Here is a 24,592-nt window from a genome sequence, read left to right on the forward strand (position 1 = left end):
GATAATTGAGTTATTTGTTAAAATGTTAAAAGAATTACTCCGCCGGCTGGTGGGGATTAAACGGGAAGGACGCGAATACGATATGCCTGAAGTAACAAACAACACACCGCGATTGCTGGCTGCGGCCAAGGAATTCAATATTGGAAAGGAAACGCTTATCGATTTCCTGGCCAATAAGGGCTATGATATGGACGGATTCGGATCTCCTAACGCCCGTCTCACAGCCCAGATGTATAACTCCTTGCAGAATGAGTTCCAACAGGATAAGGCAAACAAGAAGAAAAGTGATCAGATAGCCTTACCCAAAGGAACCGTGCTGGATGCAGCCAAAAAGAAGGAGAAGGAAGAGGCAGAACTGGCTGCGAAGAAGAAGGAAAAAGAGGACGCGGATACCGCTGCAAAAAAGAAAGAAGAAGCCCCTGCCAAACCTGAGCCCCAACCGGAACCCGTAGCACCTCCAAAAGTGGTACCGCAACCGGAAGCAAAGGTGGAAAAACAGGAAGCGAAACCGGAACCAAAACCCGAACCGCAACCTGAACCAAAACCACAGCCCGTACAGGAAGTAAAACCGGAACCTAAACCGGAACCAATTCCTGAACCGAAAGCTAAAGTTGAGGAAGCACCTGTTGCTAAAGCAGAAGAAGTAGTGAAATCTGAAGCCCCTAAGATCAATGGCCCCAAAATAATGGGTTCTATTGATCTGGACGCGCTTAACAAGGATAACCGCACTGCCAAAAAACCTGCTGCCAAAAAGAAAGACGACGCTGAAACTGCTGACGATAAACCCACTCCCGCTCCGCAGGAAACTGCACCAGTAGCGGAAGTGAAAGAAACGCCTGCTCCTGAAGTGAAAGAAGTACCTCCCGTGAAAAAAGAGGTAAAAGAAGAAGTGAAAGAGGAACAACCGGAAGTGAAAGTGGAAAAACCTGCTGCGAAAGTAGAAGAGAAAACCACTGAAGCTACACCGCCACCTCCTCCACCTGTGAAAGTGATAAAGAAGGAAGAAAGAACGGAAAGGCCGGCTGCCAAAGTGGAAACTCCACAAGCACCCGTTCCTAATGAACCAACAGACGAATCAGGAGAAGACAACAGCAAAGCAGTGATCGAAAACATCCAGGCCAACAAGCTCACTGGCCCCAAGGTAATCGGAAAGATTGACTTGCCAGTGCAACAAGATCGCCGGGATAATAACAAAGGGTTTAACAACTCTAAAGACGAAAAACGCAAGCGCAAGCGCATTGTTATAGAAAAGAAACCTGAACCCATCAAACCAGGTGAATTCGCTAAAGAAGGCGGAGCACCAGGTGGCGGACATCCAGGTGGTAATCGCGAAAATCGCGGCCCCGGAGGTCCTGGTGGACATCCAGGTGGCGGACATCGTGGCCCAGGCGGTCCAGGTGGAAATCGCGGACCAGGTGGTGGCCATCAAGGTGGTAACCGTGGCCCAGGTGGCGGAGGTGGACAACATGGAGGTCATGGTGGAAACCGTGGTCCAGGTGGCGGCGCTCCAGGTGCCAATCGTCCACCAAGTGCTCCAGGTACTGGTAACAGCCGTCCATTACAAGCTCGTCAACCCCGTCCTGGACAAGGAGGCGGTTACGGACAAGGCGCATCACGCAGACCGGAAGACAAGGATAAAGAAATCGACAAAAACGAGATCCAGAATAAGATCAAGGAAACAATGGCCAAACTGGGTGGTAACTCCCGTGGTCGTTCTACCAAATCTAAACGCCGTCACGACAAACGCCAGGAAATGGCCAGTCGCCGTGAAAGCACTGCCAACGGAGAAGGCGCTAAATTACAGGTAACGGAATTCGTGTCTGTAAGTGAGCTGGCCAACCTAATGGATGTGAGCTTTGCGGAAGTGATCTCTAAATGTATGGGCCTCGGTATCATGGTATCTATTAACCAACGCCTTGATGCGGAAGTTATAGAACTGGTAGCCGGTGAGTTCGGATATGAAGTAGAATTTATTGGAATTGAAGATGCAACGGACGACGATGATGAAGAAGTAGAAGATGATCCGGCTGATCTGGTTCCCCGCGCACCAATTGTTACCATCATGGGTCACGTTGACCATGGTAAAACATCCCTCTTGGATTACATCCGCAGTGCGAATGTGGTAGCAGGTGAAGCAGGTGGTATCACCCAACACATCGGTGCTTACCAGGTAACTACTGCCAGCGGCAAAAAAGTAACTTTCCTCGATACCCCCGGTCACGAAGCGTTTACCGCGATGCGTGCACGTGGTGCCAAAGTAGCGGATATTGCAGTAATTGTAGTAGCTGCGGACGATGCCATCATGCCTCAGACAAAAGAAGCCATCTCCCACTCACAGGCAGCTGGTCTTCCGATGGTTTTTGCGATCAACAAGATCGATAAAGATGGCGCCAATCCGGAGAAGATCAAAGAACAACTGGCCGGCATGAACCTCCTCGTAGAAGACTGGGGTGGTAAATACCAAAGTCAGGAGATCTCTGCGAAAAGTGGTTTGAACATCGACGTTTTATTAGAAAAGATACTGCTTGAAGCAGAATTGCTGGAATTGAAAGCCAACCCTGACCGTGAAGGTACAGGTACGGTGATCGAGGCAACCCTGGATAAAGGTCGCGGTTATGTAACAACCGTACTGGTTTCCAGCGGAACCCTTAAACTGGGAGACACCATCGTTTCCGGTGCACACTCCGGTAAGATCAAAGCCATGTATAATGAACGCGGACAGCGGGTTGAAAAAGCCGGTCCTTCCGCTCCTGTACAGTTGCTTGGTTTGAACGGAGCATCACAGGCCGGTGAGAAGTTCAAGGTATATGAAGATGAATCTGAAGCCAAGGAAGTTGCCAACCGCAGAGCACAACTCGTGCGGGAACAAGGTATCCGGACTAAGAAACACATTACCCTGGATGAAATCGGACGCCGTCTTGCACTGGGTAACTTTAAACAACTGAACCTGATCCTGAAAGGTGACGTGGATGGTTCCGTGGAAGCATTGAGCGATTCCTTACAGAAACTTTCTACCGAAGAGATCGTGGTGAGCGTAGTGCTGAAGGGCGTAGGTCAGATCACAGAATCAGACGTATTGCTCGCTACTGCATCAGATGCACTGATCATCGGTTTCCAGGTTCGTCCATCTATGAATGCGGCGAAACTGGCAGAGAAAGAAAATATCGAGATCCGCACTTACTCCATCATCTACGATGCGATCGACGAGCTGAAGAGCGCCATGGAAGGTATGCTTGAGCCGAAGATCGAGAAGAAAGTGGTGTGCAACGTGGAGATCCGCGAAACTTACAAGTTCGACAAGGTGACCATCGCTGGTTGTTATGTGCTGGATGGTAAGCTGAACAGGAACACCCGCATCAACATCGTTCGCGATGGTATTGTGGTACACACGGGTGAACTCCAGTCCCTCAAACGTTATAAAGATGATGTGAAAGAAGTGGTATCCGGTATGGAGTGCGGCTTGAGCATCAAGAATTATGCGGATCTGAAGGTGGGAGACATCGTGGAAGGTTTCGAAGAAGTAGAAGTAAAAAGAACACTCTAAAATCGTTGAAGGGCGGGCCTCAAACCCGCTCCAAAACCGAAATTTTTGTTAAATAGGTTAGCCGTCTTTGTACGGCTAATTTTTTATTGGTTATTTTGGTGTTACAGTAACGTTACTACATGAAAAAAATTCTCGTATCCTCCTTAGGCGCTATGTTACTCTTCCAGGTAGCGGTAGCACAGGGACAGAAAATGGTAGCTGACAAGATCGTTGCCAAAGTGGGGGAAAAGATCGTCCTTAAATCGGACATCGAATCTGCACTCGTAGATATGCAACAGCAGGCGCTGGAAGGGCAACCGTTGCCTCCAAACGCTACCTGCTCCGCTATTGAACAGATCATCGCACAAAAAATACTTGTTTTACAAGCTGAACGGGATAGTTTGCCGATCAGTGAAGCTGACGTAGATGGCCGTATCGAAAGCCAGATCCGTTGGGCTGAACAACGTTACGGAAGTCGTGAGAAAATGACGGAAGTAACGGGGTACACTATTTACCAGCTGCGGGAGCGTTTCCGTGATGCCATCAAGGAAAGTATGCTTGCAAAAGCAATGCGGGATAAGGTGGTGAATGCGGTGAAAGTGACGCCCACAGAAGTAAAGAGCAGCTTTGAAAAGATCCCTGCGGACAGTCTTCCTTTCTATGAATCAGAACTGGAGATCGGGCAGCTGATCATTCTGCCGAAAGCCAGCCGTGAAATGGATAAATATGCAGTGGACCGTTTGCTGGAATTCAAAAGCAAAGTAGAAAAGAAAGAAGGTGAATTTGGTACTTACGCCAGCCTGTACTCTGAGGACCCCGGGGTTAAAGAGAACGGTGGTACTTATACCCTGAACAGGAACGATAAGAACTGGGATCCAGACTTTCTGGCTGCTTCTTTCCGTTTGAAGGAAGGTGAAATGTCTTCTCCTGTTAAATCTCAGTTCGGTTACCATTTGATCAAGATGAATAAACGTGCGGGTGATAACGTGGTTGTGCAGCACATCCTTATCAAACCTAATATTGTAACGGCGGATATTACTGCTGCTATGAATAAACTGGATACTGTAAGGGCTAATATCATGTCCGGCAAAATGACCTTTGGGGAAGCTGTTGTAAAATACAGTGATGAACCAATGGCTAAGTTTAACGGTGGTATGTTGCAGAACCCGCAAACCGGTAGCAGCTACATTACAGTTGATCAGCTGAATGATCCTTCTACAAAAGATATCGTGATGATGCTGGATTCTCTGAAACCAGGTGGTGTAAGCAAACCGATGTTGTTTGATGATGAGCAGGGCAGGAAAGGTATCCGCCTGGTGTATCTGAAAACACGTACACAGCCGCATAGAGAGAATCTGAAAGATGATTACTCCCGGATTCAGCAACGTGTTTTACAAGAAAAACAAGTGGTTGTTCTGAACAAGTGGTTGATGGATAAGATCCCTACTTTCTATGTTCACGTGGAGCCTGAATATACTCAGTGCGCCAATGTTTCGAAATGGACGGCAGGAGTGGTTGCACAGAAGTAGCTTTTTCTTTGTTTAAAATATTACATCCCGGATCTGGTTTACAGGTCCGGGATTTTTGTTTGGTACGGGCTGGGCTAAAGCCAGCGGTGGTTTTTTTATTTTTTAGGAGGAGGTGTTTTTATTGGAGAGGGTCTTGGGTTTTCTGGGTGGTTTGGGCTAAAGCCAGCGTTGTTTTTTTATTTTTGGGAGAGGGCGTTTTGTTAGGAGATTCATCTCATGCTTGCGAGGTGGTTTGGGCTAAAGCCAAACCGGGTATTTGTTGTTTTTTGAGAGGGATCCTCCGTTTGTTTTTAGAAAGTAATTGTTTCAATAAAGATCTCCCCAGATAAAAAAACTTCCCCAGATGGTTTTGGCTTTAGCCAAAACCGGGTTTGCTTTTTAGAAGAAGGGATGTGTTTCATTAAAGGTAATCCCGGGTTTGTCGGATGGTTTAGCTTTCGCGAAATCGGGGTTCATTAAAAACAAACTCCCTATTTGTTCTTTTGAAAATTATCCGCCTATTACTAAAGAGAAATCCAAAAAATCCGGTTGTTTTTAGACGTAAGTGTATACTGCTAAAATAAAAAACCCCTTAACTCAAGCCCGCGGATGTTCTTAGGGAGAAGTGTTAGGGCTTTGCTAAAGCCAAGGAGGTTTGATAATTTAAGCGTAACTTTGCGACTTCAATTTTACAGCATGAGTGACGCGATTAAGCATGAATGCGGTTTAGCATTCATAAGATTAAGAAAACCATTCAGTTACTACCAGCAACAGCACGGAACGGTTTTCTACGGATTGAATAAGCTGTACCTCCTCATGGAAAAACAGCACAACCGTGGTCAGGACGGCGCAGGAGTTGCCGCAGTAAAATTGCACACGGAACCAGGTGTGCCTTTCATGCACAGGATCCGGAGTAGTGAACACCAACCCATCGCTGACGTTTTCTCCAAGATCAGAGAAGAAATTGCAGAAATTGAAAAATACCAGCCTGAGATCACCAAATATCCCGGTCTTCTTAAAGGCCACATGCGTTTCCTGGGAGAATTATTACTAGGACATCTCCGCTACGCCACTCAGGGCAAAAACAACGTAGAACTCTGCCATCCTTTTGTACGCTATAATACTATTCCCGCCCGCAACCTCACCATGGCAGGCAACTTCAACCTGGTGAATGTGGAAGAACTGTTCAACTTTGTGAAAGTATCGCCCGGCGAAACCCACAAAAACAGTGACCTGGCCGCTATGCTGGAAGTTGTACATCACTTCCTGGCTAAGGAAGATGAAGTCCGCCAGAATGGTCTGGATGTTAAATCGATCCTCCAGCAGGCATTTTCCATGTTTGATGGCGGTTATCACGTCTGCGGCCTTATCGGTTCCGGAGATGCTTTTGTGATCCGCGATCCGCATGGTATCCGTCCTTCTTACTACTATATTAATGATGAAGTGATCGTAGCGGCTTCTGAAAGAGCCGCTATCCGTACTGCTTTCAACGTAGGAGAAAATGAAGTAATGGAGCTGATGCCCGGTACTGCACTCATCGTGAAAGAGAACGGGGATTATTCCATTGAACAGATCATTCCAGCGAAAGAACGCCGCGCCTGTAGCTTTGAGCGCATCTACTTCTCCCGCGGAAATGACGAAAAGATCTATAAAGAACGCTCTTTACTCGGTTATCATTTATCTGAAACCGTGTTAAAAGCTATCGATAACGACTTGCGCAATACCATCTTTTCTTTCATCCCCAATACTGCCGAGGTGGCCTTCTATGGCCTTATCAAAGGACTGGAGGATTATCTGAACAAGATCAAGGTAGAAAGGATCATGTCCTGGGGCAAGGATTTCGATGAAGAGAAGCTGCAGGAAATGGTGAACCGCCGGGTGCGGATAGACAAGATCGCGATCAAGGATGTGAAGATGCGCACCTTCATTACAGAAGATGCCAGCAGGAATGAAATGGTGCAACACGTGTACGATATCACGTATGGTACTGTTAAACCCGGCACGGATACACTGGTTGTGATAGATGACTCTATTGTAAGAGGAACGACCCTGCGGGAAAGCATCATCAAAATGCTGGACCGTCTTGGCCCGAAACGTATCATCATCATGAGCTCCGCACCACAGATCAGGTATCCCGACTGTTATGGTATAGACATGAGTAAGATGGGTGAGTTTGTGGCCTTCCAGGCAGCGATTGCGCTGATCAGGGAACAGGGCAAGGATTACATCTTACAGGAAGCGTACGGCCTCTGTAAAGAACTGGAACGCACCAATACACTCCATGCACAGAATGTGGTGAAGAATATATACAAAGCATTCACACCAGAAGAGATCTCAGCAAAAATTGCAGAGATCATTACACCAGCTGGCATTAAGGCCAGGGTGGAAGTGATCTATCAGAATATTGAAAGTTTGCACGCCAGCTGTCCCAACAATCTTGGGGATTGGTATTTCACCGGAAATTACCCCACTCCCGGCGGTAACCGGGTAGTGAATAAATCCTTTATGAACTACATGGAAGGCAAAAACGAAAGAGGTTACTAAGCGGTTATGGGGGATATGAATAGAGCACCTATTTTTTCTATTTGTATTCCCTAACCCACTATGTTAATTTTATCTTAATTCCCCTCCCAAAGTTCCCCTCCCAATCATTACACATTAACTTACAGTAAAAACCCGTATTTTCGGTAAGTGTTTGTACTCAATGGTTTACAATGTGTATGAAAACATTGTTGCTTATTCGTCACGCAAAATCAAGCTGGAACGATCCGGACATGGACGATTTTGACCGGCCGCTTAACAAGCGGGGCAAACTGAACGCTCCTGAAATGGCTTCAAGACTACTCACCAGGGGAACAGTTCCGGAATTGATCATTTCCAGTCCGGCCAAACGTGCCCGCACTACTGCCCGCATCATGGCCAAGGAGTGGAATTATCCTAAAGAAGCCATTTTGCTGGAGGAGGAGCTTTATCTATGTTATGCCTCCACCTTCCTCAAAGTGATCACTAAAATTGATGATGATTTTAAAGCAGTAGCGATTTTTGCCCATAACCCCGGCATTACGGACTTTGCCAATTACCTCACAGAAGAGATCCGCATCGATAATGTTCCCACCACCGGCATCTTTGGTATAGAAGCCGAAACAGACCACTGGGAAGATTTTGACCGGGCTAAGAAACGTTTCCTTTTCTTCGACTACCCAAAGAGTGAAGCCGGCCTCGTATAGTTTTTGAGAATATTTAAGTAGCTTGTTGAACGATAGCTTATCAAAGTATGGACGAAGAAAAATTAGCACGAAGGATCGACCGGTTCATGATCATTTATGTATTAGCAGCTTCTATGCTAATGCTGTTCCAGATCTTAGGATTTTATTTTAGCACGCAGATGGAAACGGGCAGATATCTGTCTGAAAGATGGCCTGCCATCATCAATAAGATCTCCCGGATAACATTGGCCATCAACCTCATGAATGTTATTACCGTGAGCGTTTTTGCTTTCCTGTTGATCATATACCGGAAAACGATCCGCGTGGGACTCATCGGATTACTGGCTGCGGGCCTGTTTGTTTTCTTTGTTTACCTGCGGTTCCGGGTGATCATGTAAGATCAGGCATCAATGGGTACCGGGCGTTTGTATTCATCAATAGCCACAAAGGTGAATGTGCCGGTGATCGCTTTATATCTTTCTGTTGAATACATTTCCTCCACAAATATCTCTACCAATACTTTCAGACTGGTGTTCCCGGTCTCGATCACTTTGCCGATCAGTTCCACAATGGTGCCGGCGGGGATGGGTTTCTTAAAATCGATCTTGTCTGAAGATACGGTGACCATGCGTTTGCGGGAATAACGGGTGGCGGTGATAAAGGCCACTTCGTCCATCAGCTGCATGGCGGTTCCGCCGAAGAGGGTGTCGTAGTGGTTGGTGGTGTTTGGGAATACGGCTTTGAAAATGCGTGTTTCCGATGAAAGGATCTTCTGTTCGTTACTCATCTGATTGATTTTACTTCTACTGTCCATTCAGGGCCGCTGGCTACTTTGTGTTGCTCTGCAAAGTTTCCGTAGTTGATAGCAAATGAGAGATTCATTAAGCTATTCTGGTAGGCCAGCGGGAGGCCTTCTTTTACAGCAGCAAAGGTAGTTACATATGGCATAACCCCTTCAAACACCTGCTTTTTATTATGCAAGATCCTTATGTTGAGCTGATCGCCGTATTTCAGGTTCAGTTTGGCGAGTATAGTCGGGTCAATGTTCGTCCATACGTTGCCGTATTGGATGTCGAGGATGGGGATGTTGCCGTAGATGATGCCTTGTTTGAATTCTGCTTTCTGATAGGGGATGCTGACTACTGTGTTGGGCAAAACCGGGCCTACTGAATCGAAAGGGATCACTCCGGCTGCGAGTCTTGCTCCCGTATAGGCGTATACGTCACGGCCGTGGAAAGTATAAGATGCATTGGAGCCTGGTAACCTGTTGCGTTTTTCGTCTATTTCCCGGATGGCTTTGATACCCAGGTGTTGGGCGATTAGCGTTAGTGTTCCGTTATCTGGTGTTACGAAGAAATGGCCGCTGTTGGTTTGTAATACGATTGATTTTCTTTCTGAGCCTACGCCGGGGTCTACTACGGAAACGAATACGGTGCCGGAGGGCCAGTAGGGGGCTGTTTGTTCTAAGCGGTAGGCGGCTTCCCAGATGTTGTATGCGGGGATTTCATGGGTGAGATCGAAGATCTTTAATTCATTGGATACACCGAAAGCTACACCTTTCATGGCAGATACGGCGCCGTCTTTGAGGCCGAAATCTGTTTGGAGGACCAGGGCTTTTGTTTGTGCGGAGGCTGTGGTGCTGAATATTATCAGGAGTAAGTACAATGGTTTCATGTAATAAAATTAAGGAAAGTGCAGGGATTTTGCCGCGCAGCAAAGGGCGGAGGTTTTTTTATTTTTCAATAAGAAGATTCTTTTAAATAGAAAGCATTTTCATCAAAAAAGAAAATCCCCCTAATCCGTCGCGCAGCAAAGAGCGGGGGTTTTTTTATTTTTCAGTAAGAAGATTCTTTTAAATAGAAAGCATTTTCATCAAAAAAATACCCCCCAACCCATGCCTAGCAAAGGGCGGAGGTTTTTCTTTTTCAGTAAGAAGATTCTTTTAAATAGAAAGCATTTTCATCAAAAAAATACCCCCCAACCCACGCGCAGGAAAGGGCGGAGGTTTTTTCTTTTATAATGGAGGCATCTCCTTCCTCAACACCAGCAAAGCATTATGCAGTGTATTATAAATAGTCCGCTCAGTGAGGCCGGTGGCTTCTGCCATTTCTTTGAAACCCCTTCCTTCATAATAACGCATCTGCACCAATTGCATCTGGCGGCCGGATAATTGTTTCATAGCTACAAGGAGTTTGGCTTTTACACTTTCATCGGTTTGGAGGGCAATCAGGATCTCTTCATAAGAAGATTGCGTTAGCTCCATGTGGGTGGCTTCATCAAATAACACCACTTTGGTACCGTTGGTTGCTTTATATAAGATGCGTTTGAAGATGGTGATCACATATTGCTGGATGTTCTGCACTTCTTTCAGGCGTTCCCTGATCTTCCATAATTCCAGGAAGAGTTCATTGATGCATCCTTGCACCAGATCTACATCATGGTAAAGGGAAATACCCAGTTTGAAGAGGTCGTCATAGAAAAGGTCAAAGCACTCGTACAGGCCCTCACGGGCCCCTCCGGCAAGCAGGTGCCAATTCTTTTCAATTTTTGACGTACGAAGCTGGTTCATCAGGCGATGAAAACTTAATTTTTGGTTGATATGGAGTAAAGTAAAATATTTTTTTGAATTCATTGGTAAAAAGGGAACCTTTCTCACACTTGTATAGTATCAACCAATATAGTATATGCTGCATTCGCATTCTACCGCAGAAGAATTACTGCTGATCGACTCATTCCTCCACTACTGTGATGGTACCCCGGAAGCCGATGTACTATACTGGGAGTTACAACTCCGGGAACATCCGGAATTGCAGCGGGAAGTAGCCAGAGCACGCGAATTATACCTCACCATGCAAGGATATCCTCCCATTTCCCTCAAAACCGCTGCCCTTCAAAGATTGAAGGACAGCCTGGATGCCCAGGAAGTGACCACACCGGTACGCAGGCTCTCCTATAAATGGATCGCCGCCGCCAGCATTGTGGCCGTTGCCGTAACTTCTTTCCTGGTGTTTAATAATAAGAAAGATAAAAGCATCCACTATACTCCCCTCGCGCAAACCGGACTGCAAGATCGCAGCAGTCTTACGCTTCCCGATGGTTCCACTGTTATCCTCAACACAGCCAGTAGCTTACAGCTGAGTGATGATTTCAACAAAGGGGACCGCTCTGTTTACCTTGACGGGGAAGCGTACTTCGACGTAAGATCAAATGCCAGCCTTCCTTTTACTGTTATCACCAGCAAAACCGCTACCACTGTATTAGGTACGGCATTTAAAGTGCGCAGTTATCCAACAGATCATAATGCACAAGTCATGCTGGCTTCCGGTAAAGTGAAAGTAGAAGCGCAATCAAAGAGCATTGAATTGACCCCTGGTGAGGAAGCGATCTGTGAAGATGGCGCAGGAATTAAAAAAGCAAACTATCAGCCTGACAATATGCAACGATGGATCCAGCGTAAAGTAGAGTTTGTAAACGCAGACCTGGATCAGATTTCAAAGACCCTTGAGGAATATTATGGCGTAAATGTGAAACTGGAGAAACGCCCCACTGGCAAAGCCGTAAGGTTCACCGGTGTATTTAACAACCAACAACTAAAGGTAGTATTGGACGCCATCAGCTTCACCAATGAGTTTACTTACCGCCTGGACAGCAATGAGGTGGTGATCCGCTTTTAAGACAGGACGCAATTTTTGGTTACCTAAAACCTATATACATGACTAAAACGCTACCACGTTCATGTATGATGTTTGCTATGCTATTACTATGGCAGGCCATCACTACATTTGCCTATGCGCAGCAGAAAGTTTACTCTTTCAATTGGGAAAATGTTGCCCTTTCCAGTGTGTTCAAACAAATTGAACAGGCTGCGAATGTCCGGTTTTCCTACAATCCCTCCGGCATTAAAGAAAACATGCCTATTCATTTACGGATAGACAGTCAGCAACTGGATGCAGTTGTTGCCAGGCTTTGCCAGGCCATTAATTCCAATTACAGGATCACAGATAACATTGTGATGATCCGCCCCACCACTGCTCCGGCAGAAGTAACTGTACATGCACTCTATGGCAAGGTGATCAATGAAAAGGGAGAACCGCTGCCTGGTGTAACGGTACACAATCTTCGTCTCCGGAAAGCAGTGCATACAAAAGACGATGGGATGTACACCATTGAAGCCAGCCAGGGAGACCGCATCGAATTTACGATGATCGGTTTTGAATCGCTTACACGTATAGCGGGTTCTGAAGGCAGCGTGTTGAACATCACCCTGAAAGAAAAAGTAACGGAACTGGGCGCTGTAGTGGTAACGGCACTTGGTATCCGCAGAGAGGCCCGCGCCTTAGGTTATGCGCATGCAGAGGTTTCAGGTGATGATATGAAAAGAGCACGCGAAACAAATGTGATCAATTCCCTGGCAGGTAAAGTACCCGGCCTTGTGATCAACAGTACTGCTGGCGGCCCCGCTGGTTCTTCGCGTGTGATCATTCGTGGTAACACTACGATCACGGGTAATAACCAACCGCTTTATGTAGTGGATGGTGTACCCATTGACAACTCCAATTACGGCCAGGTAGGCAGTGAAAAATATTCCAGCGGGTTTGATTTTGGTGATGCGATCTCTGCCATCAATCCGGATGATATTGAAACGATCAGTGTATTGAAAGGTCCTTCTGCTTCTGCGTTATATGGTAGCCGCGCAGGACATGGCGTTATCCTGATCACCACAAAAAAAGGAACACTTAAAAAATCCCTCGGCATAGAGCTGAACAGCACGGCCACGATGGAAAAACAACTCACCCGTTTTGATGATTATCAATATGAATACGGGCAGGGTACCGGTGGCACAGTGCCTCGTGACAAAGACCAGGCAAGGACTACCTTGTTCAGCAACTTCGGTGCAAGGTTAGATCCTAATCTGCCGGTAACAGGCTTTGATGGCCAGTTGCGGCCTTATGGACTGGTGCGCAATAACATCGAAAACTTCTTCCGCACCGGCTCTACTTTTACGAATACGATCTCACTCACGAGTTCAACTGATAATACGGCCTTTCGTCTGTCTATGTCTGACCTGCGTAACAACGACATTGTTCCCAACAGTTTTATGAACCGCAACACGGTTAACTTTTCCAGCAATTCAAAGTTTGGCAAGAAACTAACAGTGGATGCCAAAGTAATGTACATGCGGGAGAAAGTGAACAACCGCCCGGCATTGGGCGATGATGCAGGAAACATCGGTAACTCCTTTGTAGGTTTAGCGAATAATGTGGATCAGGCTATTTTCTCTACGGGATATAAAAATATCAATGGTGATTATGTTGACTGGGGTGGTGGAGAATATCGGCTTAATCCTTACTGGGTGATCCATGAAATGCAGAACATCACCAAGAAGGATCGTGTGATCGGAAACCTGGTGGCCAACTACCAGTTTTCAGACTGGATCGGTTTGCAGGGACGTTTTTCTACAGACTTTACTTATTTCAATTATCGCAAGTTCAGTCCTCCGAGTACGCCTGGATCTATTACCGGCCGGTATGAAGGGATTGATCAGAAATACCAGACCACAGAAACAGACCTTCTGCTTACGCTGCAAAAACAATTCACACCGAAATGGTATGCAGCGGCAAGGTTGGGGACCAGTATCTCTCAATATTCTAAACCCGGAACCAGCTTACTGGCTACAGATATGCAGGTAAAGGATGTGATCAGCTTTAACAGCTTCAATGATAAAGTGGTCACAGACCTGGAATCCCGCAAACGCACCAACTCTGTTTATGGATTATTCAGTGTGGCGTATAAGAACTGGGCTTACATAGATGCTACTGTACGGAGGGATGCTTCATCCACTTTACCAGAAGAATCTAATTCTTATATATACGGTTCTGTATCGGGTAGTTTTATATTCTCAGATGCATTGAACCTGAAAGGCAAAACACTCACGTATGGTAAACTGCGGGCTTCTGTTGCAGAGGTGGGCAATGATACTGATCCGTTCATGAATGGATTGTATTACAGTTTGTCGCCCTACCCTATTAACGGACAGGCCACGGGAGGTGTTGATGGTAAAACAATGCCCATTAAAGACCTGAAACCTACGCGCACGCGTTCTTTTGAAGTGGGTACGGAAATGAAGTTCCTGAATAATATCAACCTGGAAGTAACCTACTATTCACAGGATTCAAGAGATCAGATCAATTACTTACCGGCTCCTACTTCCTCCGGTTTTACACAGCGGCTGATCAATGCCGGTGTGATCTCTAACAGCGGATGGGAAATTGCACTTTCTGCAACGCCCATTAATAAAGGAGATTTCCGCTGGGATATCAGTGTGAATGCTGCACGTAATAAGAACGTTGTTAAATCACTGGCCAAGGATGTTCCATTCCTTACGCTTTCTGATGCACGCTGGCTGGGCGTTTCAGTGGTAGCACAACCTAACACACCTTATGGTGCTATCCTGGGTTATGATTATCAACATGATGCGGCAGGCAATGTGATCCTGGATTCTATAACGCTTACACCGCTCACTACAGATAACCGGCAGGTGTTAGGAAAAGGTACCTGGGACTGGACGGGTGGTATGACTACTTCGCTCTCCTATAAGAACTTTACGTTTAATGCCATCCTGGATATTAAACAGGGCGCTGATCTTTTTTCCATGACGAATCTTTTTGCTGTAATACGTGGTAGTCACAATACTACTTTGGAAGGCCGCCAGGAATGGATCCATTCAGAAGAAGAAAGACTGGCTGCTAATAAAACAGTGATAGAATGGAAAGAGATGGGGAATGTAAGAGGTTATGTTCCGCAGGGCGTTGTGCCGAATGGTATGGGGCCTGATGGTAAACAACAATATGTGAAGAACACGGCAGCTGTGGATCCCGGTCAATACTGGTCACTGTTCTACAGTGATAACAAAGGCATCACCACACCTTTCCTGTATGATGCTTCTTACATTAAGATGCGGGAAATGTCTTTGATGTACAGTGTTCCTTCCAACTTTTTAAAACGAATTGGTATCAATGCTTTAACGCTGGCTATCGTAAGCCGTAATCCTTTCATCCTGCATAAGAAGGTGCCGAATGTGGATCCTGATTCCAACTATAACAATGGTAACGGTCAGGGCCTGGAATATGGTTCCCTGCCTTCCCGCAGAAGCTGGGGGCTGAATCTGAATGCAAGGTTCTGATAAATTATGCCGATTGCTCAACCAAAAATGAAAAGTATGAAACGTTATTATAATTCCCTGTTGTACTTATGCCTGGCTTTGGTGACAGGATTGATGAGCTGCGATGATTTTGGGGACATGAACGTGAACCCCACGAAGAGCAGTAACATGGATCCTGCACTTCAGCTTGCGCTGATCCAGGCCCGGTTTTCCGGAGACCTGGAATCGAATGAACGCGTAATCACTTTTAACTGTATGCCCATGGTGCAACAGCTGGGAGGTGCATGGGCCTGTCAGTATGGAGGCTTTTATGTGAAACAGCAACAATACATGAGCATCCTCTGGGAACTGAGTTATCCCAATGATATCCTGAATATCTCTGATGCAGTGACCCGTACAAAAGATGATCCTAAAAAGCAGAACCTGCATAACATCAGCCGTATTATGAAGGTGTATGTTTTTGCGCGGTTGACAGACCTGTATGGTGATATTCCTTATACAGAAGCATCATCCGGGTATAGCAAAAGCATCACACATCCTAAATATGACAGGCAGGCGGATATCTATGATGATTTCTTTAAGGAACTCACAGAAGCTTCCACTGCATTGGACCCAACTAAAGACCAGGTAGCACAGGACCAGTTCTATAAAGGTGATATTGCTGCCTGGAAGAAATTCGCCAATTCTCTTCACCTGCGTTTGGCTATGCGGCTCGTAAAACGTGATGAGGCAAAAGCAAAGGCAGAAGTGCAGAAAGCATTTGCCCGTGGTGTGTTTACCGGCAACGGGGATATTTGTAAAATGACGCATGAGAATGTGCAGAACAATTATGCAGATATACGGGGGAATGGCCTCTCTGCTTCTATTAACCAGGGAGAGTTGGTGCCTTACCGTTATAACCAGGTATTCATCAATGCACTTCGCAATACCAATGATCCCCGCCTGGAATACATGGCGCGGTATTACATTGATCTGCCGTATAAATTTATGGAGCGCCTGGATGTTACAGAACAGGTAAGAGCGGTGGTGGGTTATACCGGTTGCAATAACGGTGATTTTGTGTGGGACGACTGGAAGAGCAACTTTACGATCACGGTTCCCGGCCGCGGGGATTTTGATATTGGTAACAACGGGCAAAAGATACAGCTGGCTAATTTCCTCATTGCCAACAACGCTCCTTTCCTGCATCTTACTTATGCAGAAACAGAATTGTTACTGGCTGAAGCTTGTTTCCGCTGGGGGCTTAACCTGAATGGTGATTACACCACACACTATAACAATGGTATAGAAGCAGGCATTCGCCAACTGAATGTTTATCCCGGTGGCCCTTCTATAGAAACGGGAAAGATCACACAGTATAAAGCGGATAACGTATTAGCGCCCGGCAGGGAATTGCAGATGATCAATCACCAGCTGTGGGTGGTATTGTTCATGAACGGGCCAGAGGCTTATGCCAACTGGCGCAGGTCAGGATTTCCGCAGTTAACACCAGGGTATAAACCCGGCTATTCCAACATCAATACTATACCGCGCCGTTTTGAATATCCATTATCTGAGAAAGAACAGAACAAGGTAAACTATGATAAAGCCCTGCAGGATATGGGTGGAGCAGATGATTGGACAGCCCGCGTATGGTGGGACAAGTAATAAGCATTCTATCATTTAACAACCACGAACATGCATAAGAAAATATACATACTGCTGGTGTCCCTTCTTGCAATGATGGCTTGCGACAAAGAGCGGATCAAAGATCCGGAATTTGGCGCAGGGGATTATCCGCGCATCTTTGATATCAGGAATGTTTTTGTTTCACCTGTAGTGATCCTTGCTCCCGGGCAGGCTGCAAACTATACCGGCTTGTTGTATTCACCAGGTGGTAAAGTGAAAATATCCTGGAAAGTGAATGGAGAACAGAAGTCTACGGACACCGCATTTTCTTTCACACCACCGGCTCCGGGAGAATATACGGTGTTGCTGGATGTGGAATATGGCGGATTGAAAAGCACCCGCACCACGAATATCTTAGTGCCTCCGCCTACTTATACATTGAAACCATACACGAACGTCATCAATGCATATCTGTCTGATGCAGGTACTGCCAAGAGTTTGAACTATGAGCAATTAACGCACGTGACTTTTCAATCCGGCCGTGTTTCTTCAGATGGTACGGTAGATCTTTCTGCCGGTGAAACCAATCAACGGATGGATGAAGTGGTGGCCCGTGGGCATATTGCAGGTAAAGCAGTATTGCTGGGACTTGCCGGAAGACTTTCTCCTATAGACGGATGGGCTATTTATGAAGCCAATGATTTTGGGGATGCTATCAAAGATCCGGCTAAACGGGCAGCATTGGTGAACACAGTGAAGAATTACGTAACCGCCAAAAAGCTGGATGGTGTGGATGTGATGATGAGTGATGTGAATTCAGGAGCTTATGCAGGAAACCTTGCCGCCATGGCTCCTTTTATTACTGAACTGAAAGCAGCCCTTCCGGCTAATGCTATCGTTACTGCAACAGTTGGCGCCGGCTGGCAGCATTGGGATTATCCAAGTCTTGCTGCAGCCACCTGGGTAAATGTAAGGGCTTTTGAAGATGGTTTACATGTAGGGCCTGCCGCACCAAGAGGTCAGGCATCCAGTTATGATTACATGCTGGCGGCCGCTAAGATCTGGGTAGATTTCCATTTGCCCGCCAATAAACTGGTGATCGGTATTCCGGCTTTTGGGTTGCGGTATAATGCAATAGATGGGAATGGCAATAATGAAGGATGGGCTTCTTATGATTATGTGCCTTACAGGACCATCCTGGGTATGGACCCTGCGGCAGCGGGAAAAGAGAAAGTGGAAAAGAACTTCGGCATTTACTATAATGGCCAGCCGCTGGCGAAGAAAAAGGCAGATCAGATCAAGTTAGCCGGTTTCAAGGGAGCTTACCTCTGGGGGGCGGATTTTGACAGTAATGATGATAAGAGTTTGTTGAAAGAAATACATAACGCATTGAAATAGTTGCTTTTTTGGTTAATTGAGCAATGGGTCGGCTGAGAGGCCGGCCTTTTTTTGTCCGGGTAATTTTCCTTACTTTAGACTACACCAAAACCAGCCGATATTTGCAACCAGCAGCAGTATATCCTGATGAGCGCATTTTAATTGAAAAGATAATAGCCGGAGATCCCCACGCAAAGCATTGGTTATATGACCAATATGCAGCACCTGTCTATGGACTGTTATTACAGTTGTTCCCCAGAGAGCAGGATGCGGATAACGCGTTGGTCAGAACTTTCGTGCATGTTTTCAAAAACATCAGAGATTATTATCATTCCGGCGGAATATCCTTATTTTCGTGGTTAATGAAACAGGCGAGGGAAACTGCGGAAGCAGAGGTTCCTTTTGCCGGATTAACTGGTAATGACATAAGCATCCTAGCAAAAAGTGGTTTAATGCAATTTAGTGACACGTTGAGCGTTGAATGCCGTGAGGTATTTCACTTGTGTTATTGCATGGGACTCTCCAGATCAGTTGCGGCAGCCCGCCTGGGCAAACGTGAGCAACAGGTGTTTGTCTTATTACAGCAAGCAATGAAGGCATTCAGAAAATTTTCCAATAGTAATTGAATCTGCAAGAATACATAGACAATGGGATGGTTGAAAGCTACGTGCTGGGCCTGGCAACTCCTGAGGAAGCCAGGGAACTGGAACGTTTGATGAAAGAGTACCCGGCATTGCGCGAAGAGTTCAATAACGTGGAACACACCATTCACAATTTATGGCTGGAAGATGCCGTACCTCCCCCCATGGAGTTACGTGAGCGTTCCCTGCAACCGATCAGCTGGGCAGACACAGATTCCGGCACACCTAAAAAACCGAACTATACCTTCATTAATATCCAGCATAATCCAAGCCATTACATCACCGTCCATAAAGTATGGAAATGGATCTTTGTGATTGCTTTCCTCCTTTTCAAATTTTGTTTATTCCTCGCTATTTATTTCTACTTCAAATACCGCCAGGTAGAGGATCGCCGGCAAGAAAGGGAGAAGATCAGGCTGGAGCAGCAGCAATTATCTCCAAAATAGCATTATCGTATCTCTTCGTACCCGCTTAAACAAAATTTCTTTTGTGCTGTTTATTGAGGATAGTAACATTACTAAATCTTCAATATTAAGCTATGGCACAACGTGTTGAACATGATTTTCTGGGTGAAAAAGAAATCCCTAAGGATGTCTATTATGGCATTCAAACCCTTCGTGCAATTGAGAATTTTCACATTACAGGTATCCAGTTAAAAAGTGAGCCCATCTTTATACAGGCGCTGGGGTATGTGAAGAAAGCAGCTGCGCAGGCCAATGCAGACCTTGGCGCATTGGATAAAGGCATTGCAGAAGCTATTGTAAAAGCGAGTGACCGTTTGATCAACGGAGAATTCCTGGACCAGTTTCCCACAGATCTTATACAAGGTGGTGCAGGTACTTCCGTGAATATGAATGCGAATGAAGTGATCGCTAACGTGGCATTGGAGATGATGGGAAAAGAGAGAGGAAACTACGACTTCTGCCATCCCAATAATCATGTGAATTGTTCGCAATCTACCAACGATGCGTATCCTACTGCATTCCGCATTGCGCTAATGAATAAGCTCACGGCTTATAGCGAGAGCCTCCGGGCATTGGCTGATTCCTTTCATGCAAAAGGTGTGGAATTCAGGCAGGTGCTGAAGATGGGCCGCACACAATTACAGGATGCGGTGCCCATGAGCATGGGTGATGAGTTCATTGCTTTTGCCACCAACCTGCGGGAAGAGTTATCCCGGATAGAAGACAGCAAACGACTAATCTCTGAAGTGAATATGGGAGCTACGGCTATTGGTACTGGTGTGAATGCTCCGCAAGGATATGCGGACCTGGTGGTTAAATACCTCAACAAAGCAACGGGGCTTGACCTTTCGCTGTCCACCGATCTGATAGAAGCTACGTATGATACAGGTGCTTACGTTCAATTGTCCGGCGTGCTGAAACGTACTGCCGTAAAGGTTTCCAAGATCTGTAATGACCTTCGCCTTTTATCTTCCGGGCCACGTTGCGGACTAAACGAAATCAATCTCCCCAAGATGCAACCCGGCTCTTCCATTATGCCGGGCAAAGTAAATCCCGTGATCCCGGAAGTAGTGAACCAAACAGCATTCTATGTGATCGGTGCGGACCTTACTTTAACGCTGGCCGCAGAGGCGGGGCAATTGCAATTGAATGTAATGGAGCCGGTGATCGGGTTTTCGCTTTTCACTTCCATCACGTATATGACCAATGCCTGCAATACACTGCGGGAAAAATGTGTAGTAGGAATCACTGCAAATGCAGAACGGACAAAAGATATGGTGATGCAAAGCATTGGCATTGTAACACAACTGAACCCCATCCTTGGATATGAAAAATCAGCAGCCATCGCCAAGGAAGCCCTGGAAACCGGTAAATCTGTACATGATATTGCGGTGAAAGAAAAGAAACTGGTAACACAGGAAAAATGGGATGAGATCTTTACGTTCGAGAATCTCATCCGCCCTAAGTTTATCAATAGTTAGCTATGAAACCATACACCATATCCTTCTTTGTTTTGCTTTTCGCATTACAGGCGTCTGCGCAGCATAAACTCCCCAATGTTGTGATCCTGGCTACTGGCGGTACTATTGCCGGTGCCGGGGAATCCAGTGTGGGCACAGCTTACACCGCGGGCAAATTACCCATCGATGCATTACTGAATGCATTACCGGAAGCCCGCAAAATTGCTAACCTCACCGGAGAGCAGGTGGCTTCCGTAGGCAGCCAGGCTATGCACGACAGTATATGGCTGAAACTGGCCAAACGGATCAATGAGCTGGCGGCAAAACCGGAAGTAGATGGTATTGTGGTTACCCATGGTACAGATACGGAAGGGGAAACGGGATTCTTTTTACAGCTCACAGTTAAAACGGCAAAACCTGTGGTACTGGTAGGCGCCATGCGTTCTGCCACCGCAATTTCCGCAGATGGCCCTATGAATTTATACAATGGGATTGCAGCAGCAGCGAGCAAAAGATCTGAGAACAGGGGCGTACTGGTATGTATGAATGACCAGTTATTTTCCGCCCGGGAGGTTACTAAAACCAACACCACCAATGTGGCCACTTTTCAAAGTCCGAACACCGGCCCACTGGGTACGGTGTTCGACGGGAAGGTGGAATATTACCACAGCATTCTCCGTAAACACACTATTCAGACAGAATTTGATATCAGCCAGGTGAATTCTTTGCCGAAAGTAGATATCTTGTACGGCTATGCCAATATGAACCCTGTGCTGTTAGAAGCTGTAGTGAATGATAAAGCGCAGGGAGTTGTAATTGCCGGAGTGGGCAATGGTAACCTATATCCAACTGTGGAAAAACGTGTAAAAGAGATTACCCGCAAGGGTGTGGTGGTGGTACGTTCTTCGCGTACCGGCAGTGGCAGGGTTACCCTCAACTCCGAAACTGATGACGCTGCGCTTGGGACAATTGTAGCTGATGATCTGAATCCGCAGAAAGCACGCATCCTCTTACAACTGGCATTGTTAAAAACAAAGGATACGAAAAAGATACAGGAGATGTTCTTTACGTATTAATAGCGCTGCTTTCAATTATCGTATAAATAAAACACATGATCTGGCTTCAATTTGCAATCCTGTTAGGTGCTATTCTGATCGGCGCCCGAATGAAAGGCATCGGCCTTGGCGTAATGGGAATGATAGCGCTTGCCCTCTACCTCTTTTTATTCCGTATGCGGCCAGCCGAGCCGCCTATTGATGTAATGCTCATCATCCTGGCCGTGGTAACTACAGCTGCAACCATGCAGGCTGCAGGTGGAATGGATTACCTCGTACGTGTGGCAGAAAAGATCCTGCGCAGCAAACCCTCCATGATCACTTTAATGGGGCCGCTTGTTACGTTCTTCTTTACTGTTTTTGCCGGTACTTCTCATATCACTTATTCGCTGCTGCCTATCATTGCAGAGGTGGCTACCAAAAAAAGAATAAGGCCGGAACGCCCGCTCAGTATTTCTGTTATCGCAGCACATCTGGGTATTACGGCCAGCCCTATTTCAGCAGCTACGGCGGCTATGATCACTATCCTGGCAGGACAGATTGAAATCATACACATCCTAAAAATATGTATCCCCGCCTGCCTCATTGGTATTTTAGCCGGTGTGGCGGTTGTGTGGAAGAAAGGAAAAGAGCTGGAGAATGATCCCGTGTTCTTAGAAAAAATGAAAGACCCGGAGTTTGCAAAAGAACTGGATGCAGAGAGTACGGATAATAATAAACCGTTGCCAAAGGGCGCCAAAACTTCTGTGGTCATTTTTGGCATTGCGGTGTTATTAATTGTGTTGGTGGGAGCGTTCAAAAACATGTTACCCACTTTTGAACCCGGGCCGGCAAACCTTTCTGTGAATGCAAACGGTACGATCAAAATGGCGGCAGTAATAGAGCTCGTGATGCTGGCCGGGGCTGCGCTGATGTTGCTGCTTACTAAAACCACTACCGCTGCTATAGCAAAAGCAAGTTTATTTACAGCCGGTGCACAGGCAGTGGTATCTATTTTTGGTGTGGTATGGATGAGCGCAACTTTTATGCAGGCAAATGATGTGGCTATTGAAGGTGCGTTAGGAGATATGGTTAGAGCCGCTCCATGGACATTCTCTATTGCTTTATTTATACTCAGTATGTTATTGTTCAGTCAGGCGGCCACCACCAAGGCTTTAATGCCGCTTGGTGTAATATTGGGCCTGGCCCCCAGCAGTATGGTGGCCATGTTCCCTGCTACGAACGGTGATTTTGTGTTACCAGGTTATCCTACCCTGCTGGCAGCGATCAACTTTGACCGTACAGGCAGTACTCACATTGGAAAGTATTTGATCAACCATAGTTTTATGATCCCCGGATTAGTGAGTGTTGCTGTTTCGGTGGCCGCTGGATTTTTGTTAGCCAGTATATTCTGGTAGCCAGATCCTTTAAAAAACCTTTCATATGCGTACCCTGATCATTGTTCTGTTATTTGTACCCATGGCTGTGATGGCACAGCGGCAGGAAGATACGGCAGCCAATAAGTTGCCTGTTATTCCGGTAAGCAAACAATCACTGTTGTCTAATATAGACGTGATTGCAAACATGCAAATGGCTTTCCGGAATGAATTCAGTGAGGGAACTTACCAGCGTTCCCGGTTTACGATGGAGCAGTTCAGACTGGAGATCAAGGGTAAGGTACATGAGAAGGTTTATTTCCGTTTCCGGGATAGGTATACCCGTAATGTGGTGCCGCAGTCGATAGATAATATGAGCCGTTCTACGGACCTGGCTTTCATCCGTTTTGATCCTGCGCCTAACTGGAAGATCTATGCAGGAAAGCTGTGTGCAGACTGGGGCGGGTATGAGTTTGATGCGAATCCCATTGATATTTACGAGTACTCGGATATCATCAATTACTCGGATAATTTCCTGGCGGGTGCAGGTGTTGGTTATATGCTGCCGGATAATAAAAACGAATTCACCTTACAGGTACTGAATACGCGCACAGCCAGTTTTTATGAATTGTATGATACCATTTCCGGGATCCGGGAGGCGCGTTTTCCTTTTGCTGCCGTGGCTAACTGGCGGGGCCGTTTCTTTAACGGGAAGTTTAATACCATCTGGTCTTATTCCTTATTCCGGGAAGCAGAACATGAATACATGAATTACTTCGCGCTGGGTAACCAGCTGAGCCTGGATAAATTTACGCTGGAATATGATTTCAAATTCAGCCAGGAGCAATTGGACAGGAAAGGGATCGTATCCGGATTCACGGAGAACATTGATATTAAAACAGCGCAGAATGTACGGTACATCAGTCATTGGGCGAAAGTGGATGTGAAGTTGTCCGACAAGGTGAACCTGTTCTTTGTGGGGATGCTGGATGATGCTTACTGGAAAAAACCACAGGAAAGCAGCCATACGAAACTGCGGCAGGCATGGGGATATATTCCGGGGCTGGAAGTGTATCCTATTAAGAATTTCAACCTGAAAGTGTTTGGTGCATTTATAGGGAGGGTGTACAAATATACAGATGAGGCCAAAAGGAACCTTGGGCAGGTGAATACAGATAATTACAGGGTTTCTGTGGGAGTGATCAGTCCGCTGGTGATATTATAAACCCCCTT

18 protein-coding genes are annotated in these 24,592 nt (G+C 46.2%); 15 read left to right on the forward strand and 3 right to left on the reverse strand.

Annotation, left to right across the window (positions count from 1 at the left end):
- The first annotated feature begins 22 nt into the window (after positions 1-22).
- The 5 genes from infB (at position 23) to GFS24_RS16055 (ending at position 8,635) form a co-directional block, all read left to right on the forward strand.
- Positions 23-3,544 (forward strand): translation initiation factor IF-2, encoded by a 3,522-nt coding sequence (gene infB, locus GFS24_RS16035; RefSeq protein WP_253906497.1) that lies wholly within the window; start codon positions 23-25, stop codon positions 3,542-3,544.
- Positions 3,545-3,663: 119 nt separating this feature from the next.
- The gene (locus GFS24_RS16040) at positions 3,664-5,052 is read left to right on the forward strand and encodes a peptidylprolyl isomerase (protein WP_153660941.1); all 1,389 of its coding nucleotides are present in this window, start codon (positions 3,664-3,666) and stop codon (positions 5,050-5,052) included.
- Between the two features lie 675 nt (positions 5,053-5,727).
- Complete coding sequence (locus tag GFS24_RS16045) at positions 5,728-7,575, forward strand: amidophosphoribosyltransferase (protein WP_153660943.1); 1,848 nt, start codon at positions 5,728-5,730, stop codon at positions 7,573-7,575.
- Between the two features lie 176 nt (positions 7,576-7,751).
- Positions 7,752-8,258: a histidine phosphatase family protein gene (locus GFS24_RS16050; RefSeq protein WP_153660945.1), complete on the forward strand. Its 507-nt coding sequence runs from the start codon at positions 7,752-7,754 to the stop codon at positions 8,256-8,258.
- A 47-nt stretch (positions 8,259-8,305) separates the two neighbouring features.
- Positions 8,306-8,635, forward strand: a complete 330-nt coding sequence (locus tag GFS24_RS16055) for a hypothetical protein (protein ID WP_153660947.1) — start codon at positions 8,306-8,308, stop codon at positions 8,633-8,635.
- A gap of 2 nt (positions 8,636-8,637) precedes the next feature.
- Here GFS24_RS16055 and GFS24_RS16060 read toward each other — a convergent pair whose 3' ends face one another.
- The 3 genes from GFS24_RS16060 to GFS24_RS16070 all read right to left on the reverse strand — a co-directional run bounded on the left by GFS24_RS16060 (position 8,638) and on the right by GFS24_RS16070 (position 10,806).
- Positions 8,638-9,024: an acyl-CoA thioesterase gene (locus GFS24_RS16060; RefSeq protein WP_153660949.1), complete on the reverse strand. Its 387-nt coding sequence runs from the start codon at positions 9,022-9,024 to the stop codon at positions 8,638-8,640.
- Positions 9,021-9,911, reverse strand: a complete 891-nt coding sequence (locus tag GFS24_RS16065) for an S-adenosyl-l-methionine hydroxide adenosyltransferase family protein (protein WP_153660951.1) — start codon at positions 9,909-9,911, stop codon at positions 9,021-9,023. Before GFS24_RS16065 ends, GFS24_RS16060 begins: the two co-directional genes overlap by 4 nt.
- A gap of 340 nt (positions 9,912-10,251) precedes the next feature.
- Complete coding sequence (locus GFS24_RS16070; RefSeq protein WP_173003097.1) at positions 10,252-10,806, reverse strand: RNA polymerase sigma factor; 555 nt, start codon at positions 10,804-10,806, stop codon at positions 10,252-10,254.
- A 115-nt stretch (positions 10,807-10,921) separates the two neighbouring features.
- Here GFS24_RS16070 and GFS24_RS16075 point away from each other — a divergent pair, with 115 nt between their 5' ends.
- The 10 genes from GFS24_RS16075 to GFS24_RS16120 all read left to right on the forward strand — a co-directional run bounded on the left by GFS24_RS16075 (position 10,922) and on the right by GFS24_RS16120 (position 24,584).
- Positions 10,922-11,911, forward strand: coding sequence for a FecR family protein (locus tag GFS24_RS16075; RefSeq protein ID WP_153660956.1), 990 nt, complete (start codon positions 10,922-10,924; stop codon positions 11,909-11,911).
- Positions 11,912-11,949: 38 nt separating this feature from the next.
- Positions 11,950-15,420, forward strand: coding sequence for a SusC/RagA family TonB-linked outer membrane protein (locus tag GFS24_RS16080; RefSeq protein ID WP_153660958.1), 3,471 nt, complete (start codon positions 11,950-11,952; stop codon positions 15,418-15,420).
- Positions 15,421-15,456: 36 nt separating this feature from the next.
- Positions 15,457-17,046 carry a SusD/RagB family nutrient-binding outer membrane lipoprotein gene (locus GFS24_RS16085; protein ID WP_173003098.1) on the forward strand — a complete coding sequence of 530 codons (1,590 nt, stop codon included), beginning with the start codon at positions 15,457-15,459 and terminating at the stop codon, positions 17,044-17,046.
- Positions 17,047-17,076: 30 nt separating this feature from the next.
- On the forward strand, positions 17,077-18,405 hold the full coding sequence (locus GFS24_RS16090; protein ID WP_153660963.1) for a glycosyl hydrolase family 18 protein: 1,329 nt from the start codon (positions 17,077-17,079) through the stop codon (positions 18,403-18,405).
- A 101-nt stretch (positions 18,406-18,506) separates the two neighbouring features.
- Positions 18,507-19,010, forward strand: coding sequence for an RNA polymerase sigma factor (locus GFS24_RS16095; RefSeq protein WP_173003099.1), 504 nt, complete (start codon positions 18,507-18,509; stop codon positions 19,008-19,010).
- Between the two features lie 26 nt (positions 19,011-19,036).
- The gene (locus tag GFS24_RS16100) at positions 19,037-19,471 is read left to right on the forward strand and encodes a hypothetical protein (RefSeq protein WP_153660967.1); all 435 of its coding nucleotides are present in this window, start codon (positions 19,037-19,039) and stop codon (positions 19,469-19,471) included.
- A 92-nt stretch (positions 19,472-19,563) separates the two neighbouring features.
- Positions 19,564-20,970, forward strand: coding sequence for an aspartate ammonia-lyase (aspA, locus tag GFS24_RS16105; RefSeq protein WP_153660969.1), 1,407 nt, complete (start codon positions 19,564-19,566; stop codon positions 20,968-20,970).
- 2 nt (positions 20,971-20,972) lie between these two features.
- Positions 20,973-22,025 (forward strand): type II asparaginase, encoded by a 1,053-nt coding sequence (locus GFS24_RS16110; protein WP_153660971.1) that lies wholly within the window; start codon positions 20,973-20,975, stop codon positions 22,023-22,025.
- A 35-nt stretch (positions 22,026-22,060) separates the two neighbouring features.
- The gene (locus tag GFS24_RS16115) at positions 22,061-23,401 is read left to right on the forward strand and encodes an anaerobic C4-dicarboxylate transporter family protein (protein ID WP_153660973.1); all 1,341 of its coding nucleotides are present in this window, start codon (positions 22,061-22,063) and stop codon (positions 23,399-23,401) included.
- Between the two features lie 25 nt (positions 23,402-23,426).
- Positions 23,427-24,584 (forward strand): porin, encoded by a 1,158-nt coding sequence (locus GFS24_RS16120; protein WP_153660975.1) that lies wholly within the window; start codon positions 23,427-23,429, stop codon positions 24,582-24,584.
- Positions 24,585-24,592 lie beyond the last annotated feature (8 nt).

This window comes from Chitinophaga sp. SYP-B3965 (genome assembly GCF_009647655.1).
GTDB lineage: Bacteria > Bacteroidota > Bacteroidia > Chitinophagales > Chitinophagaceae > Chitinophaga.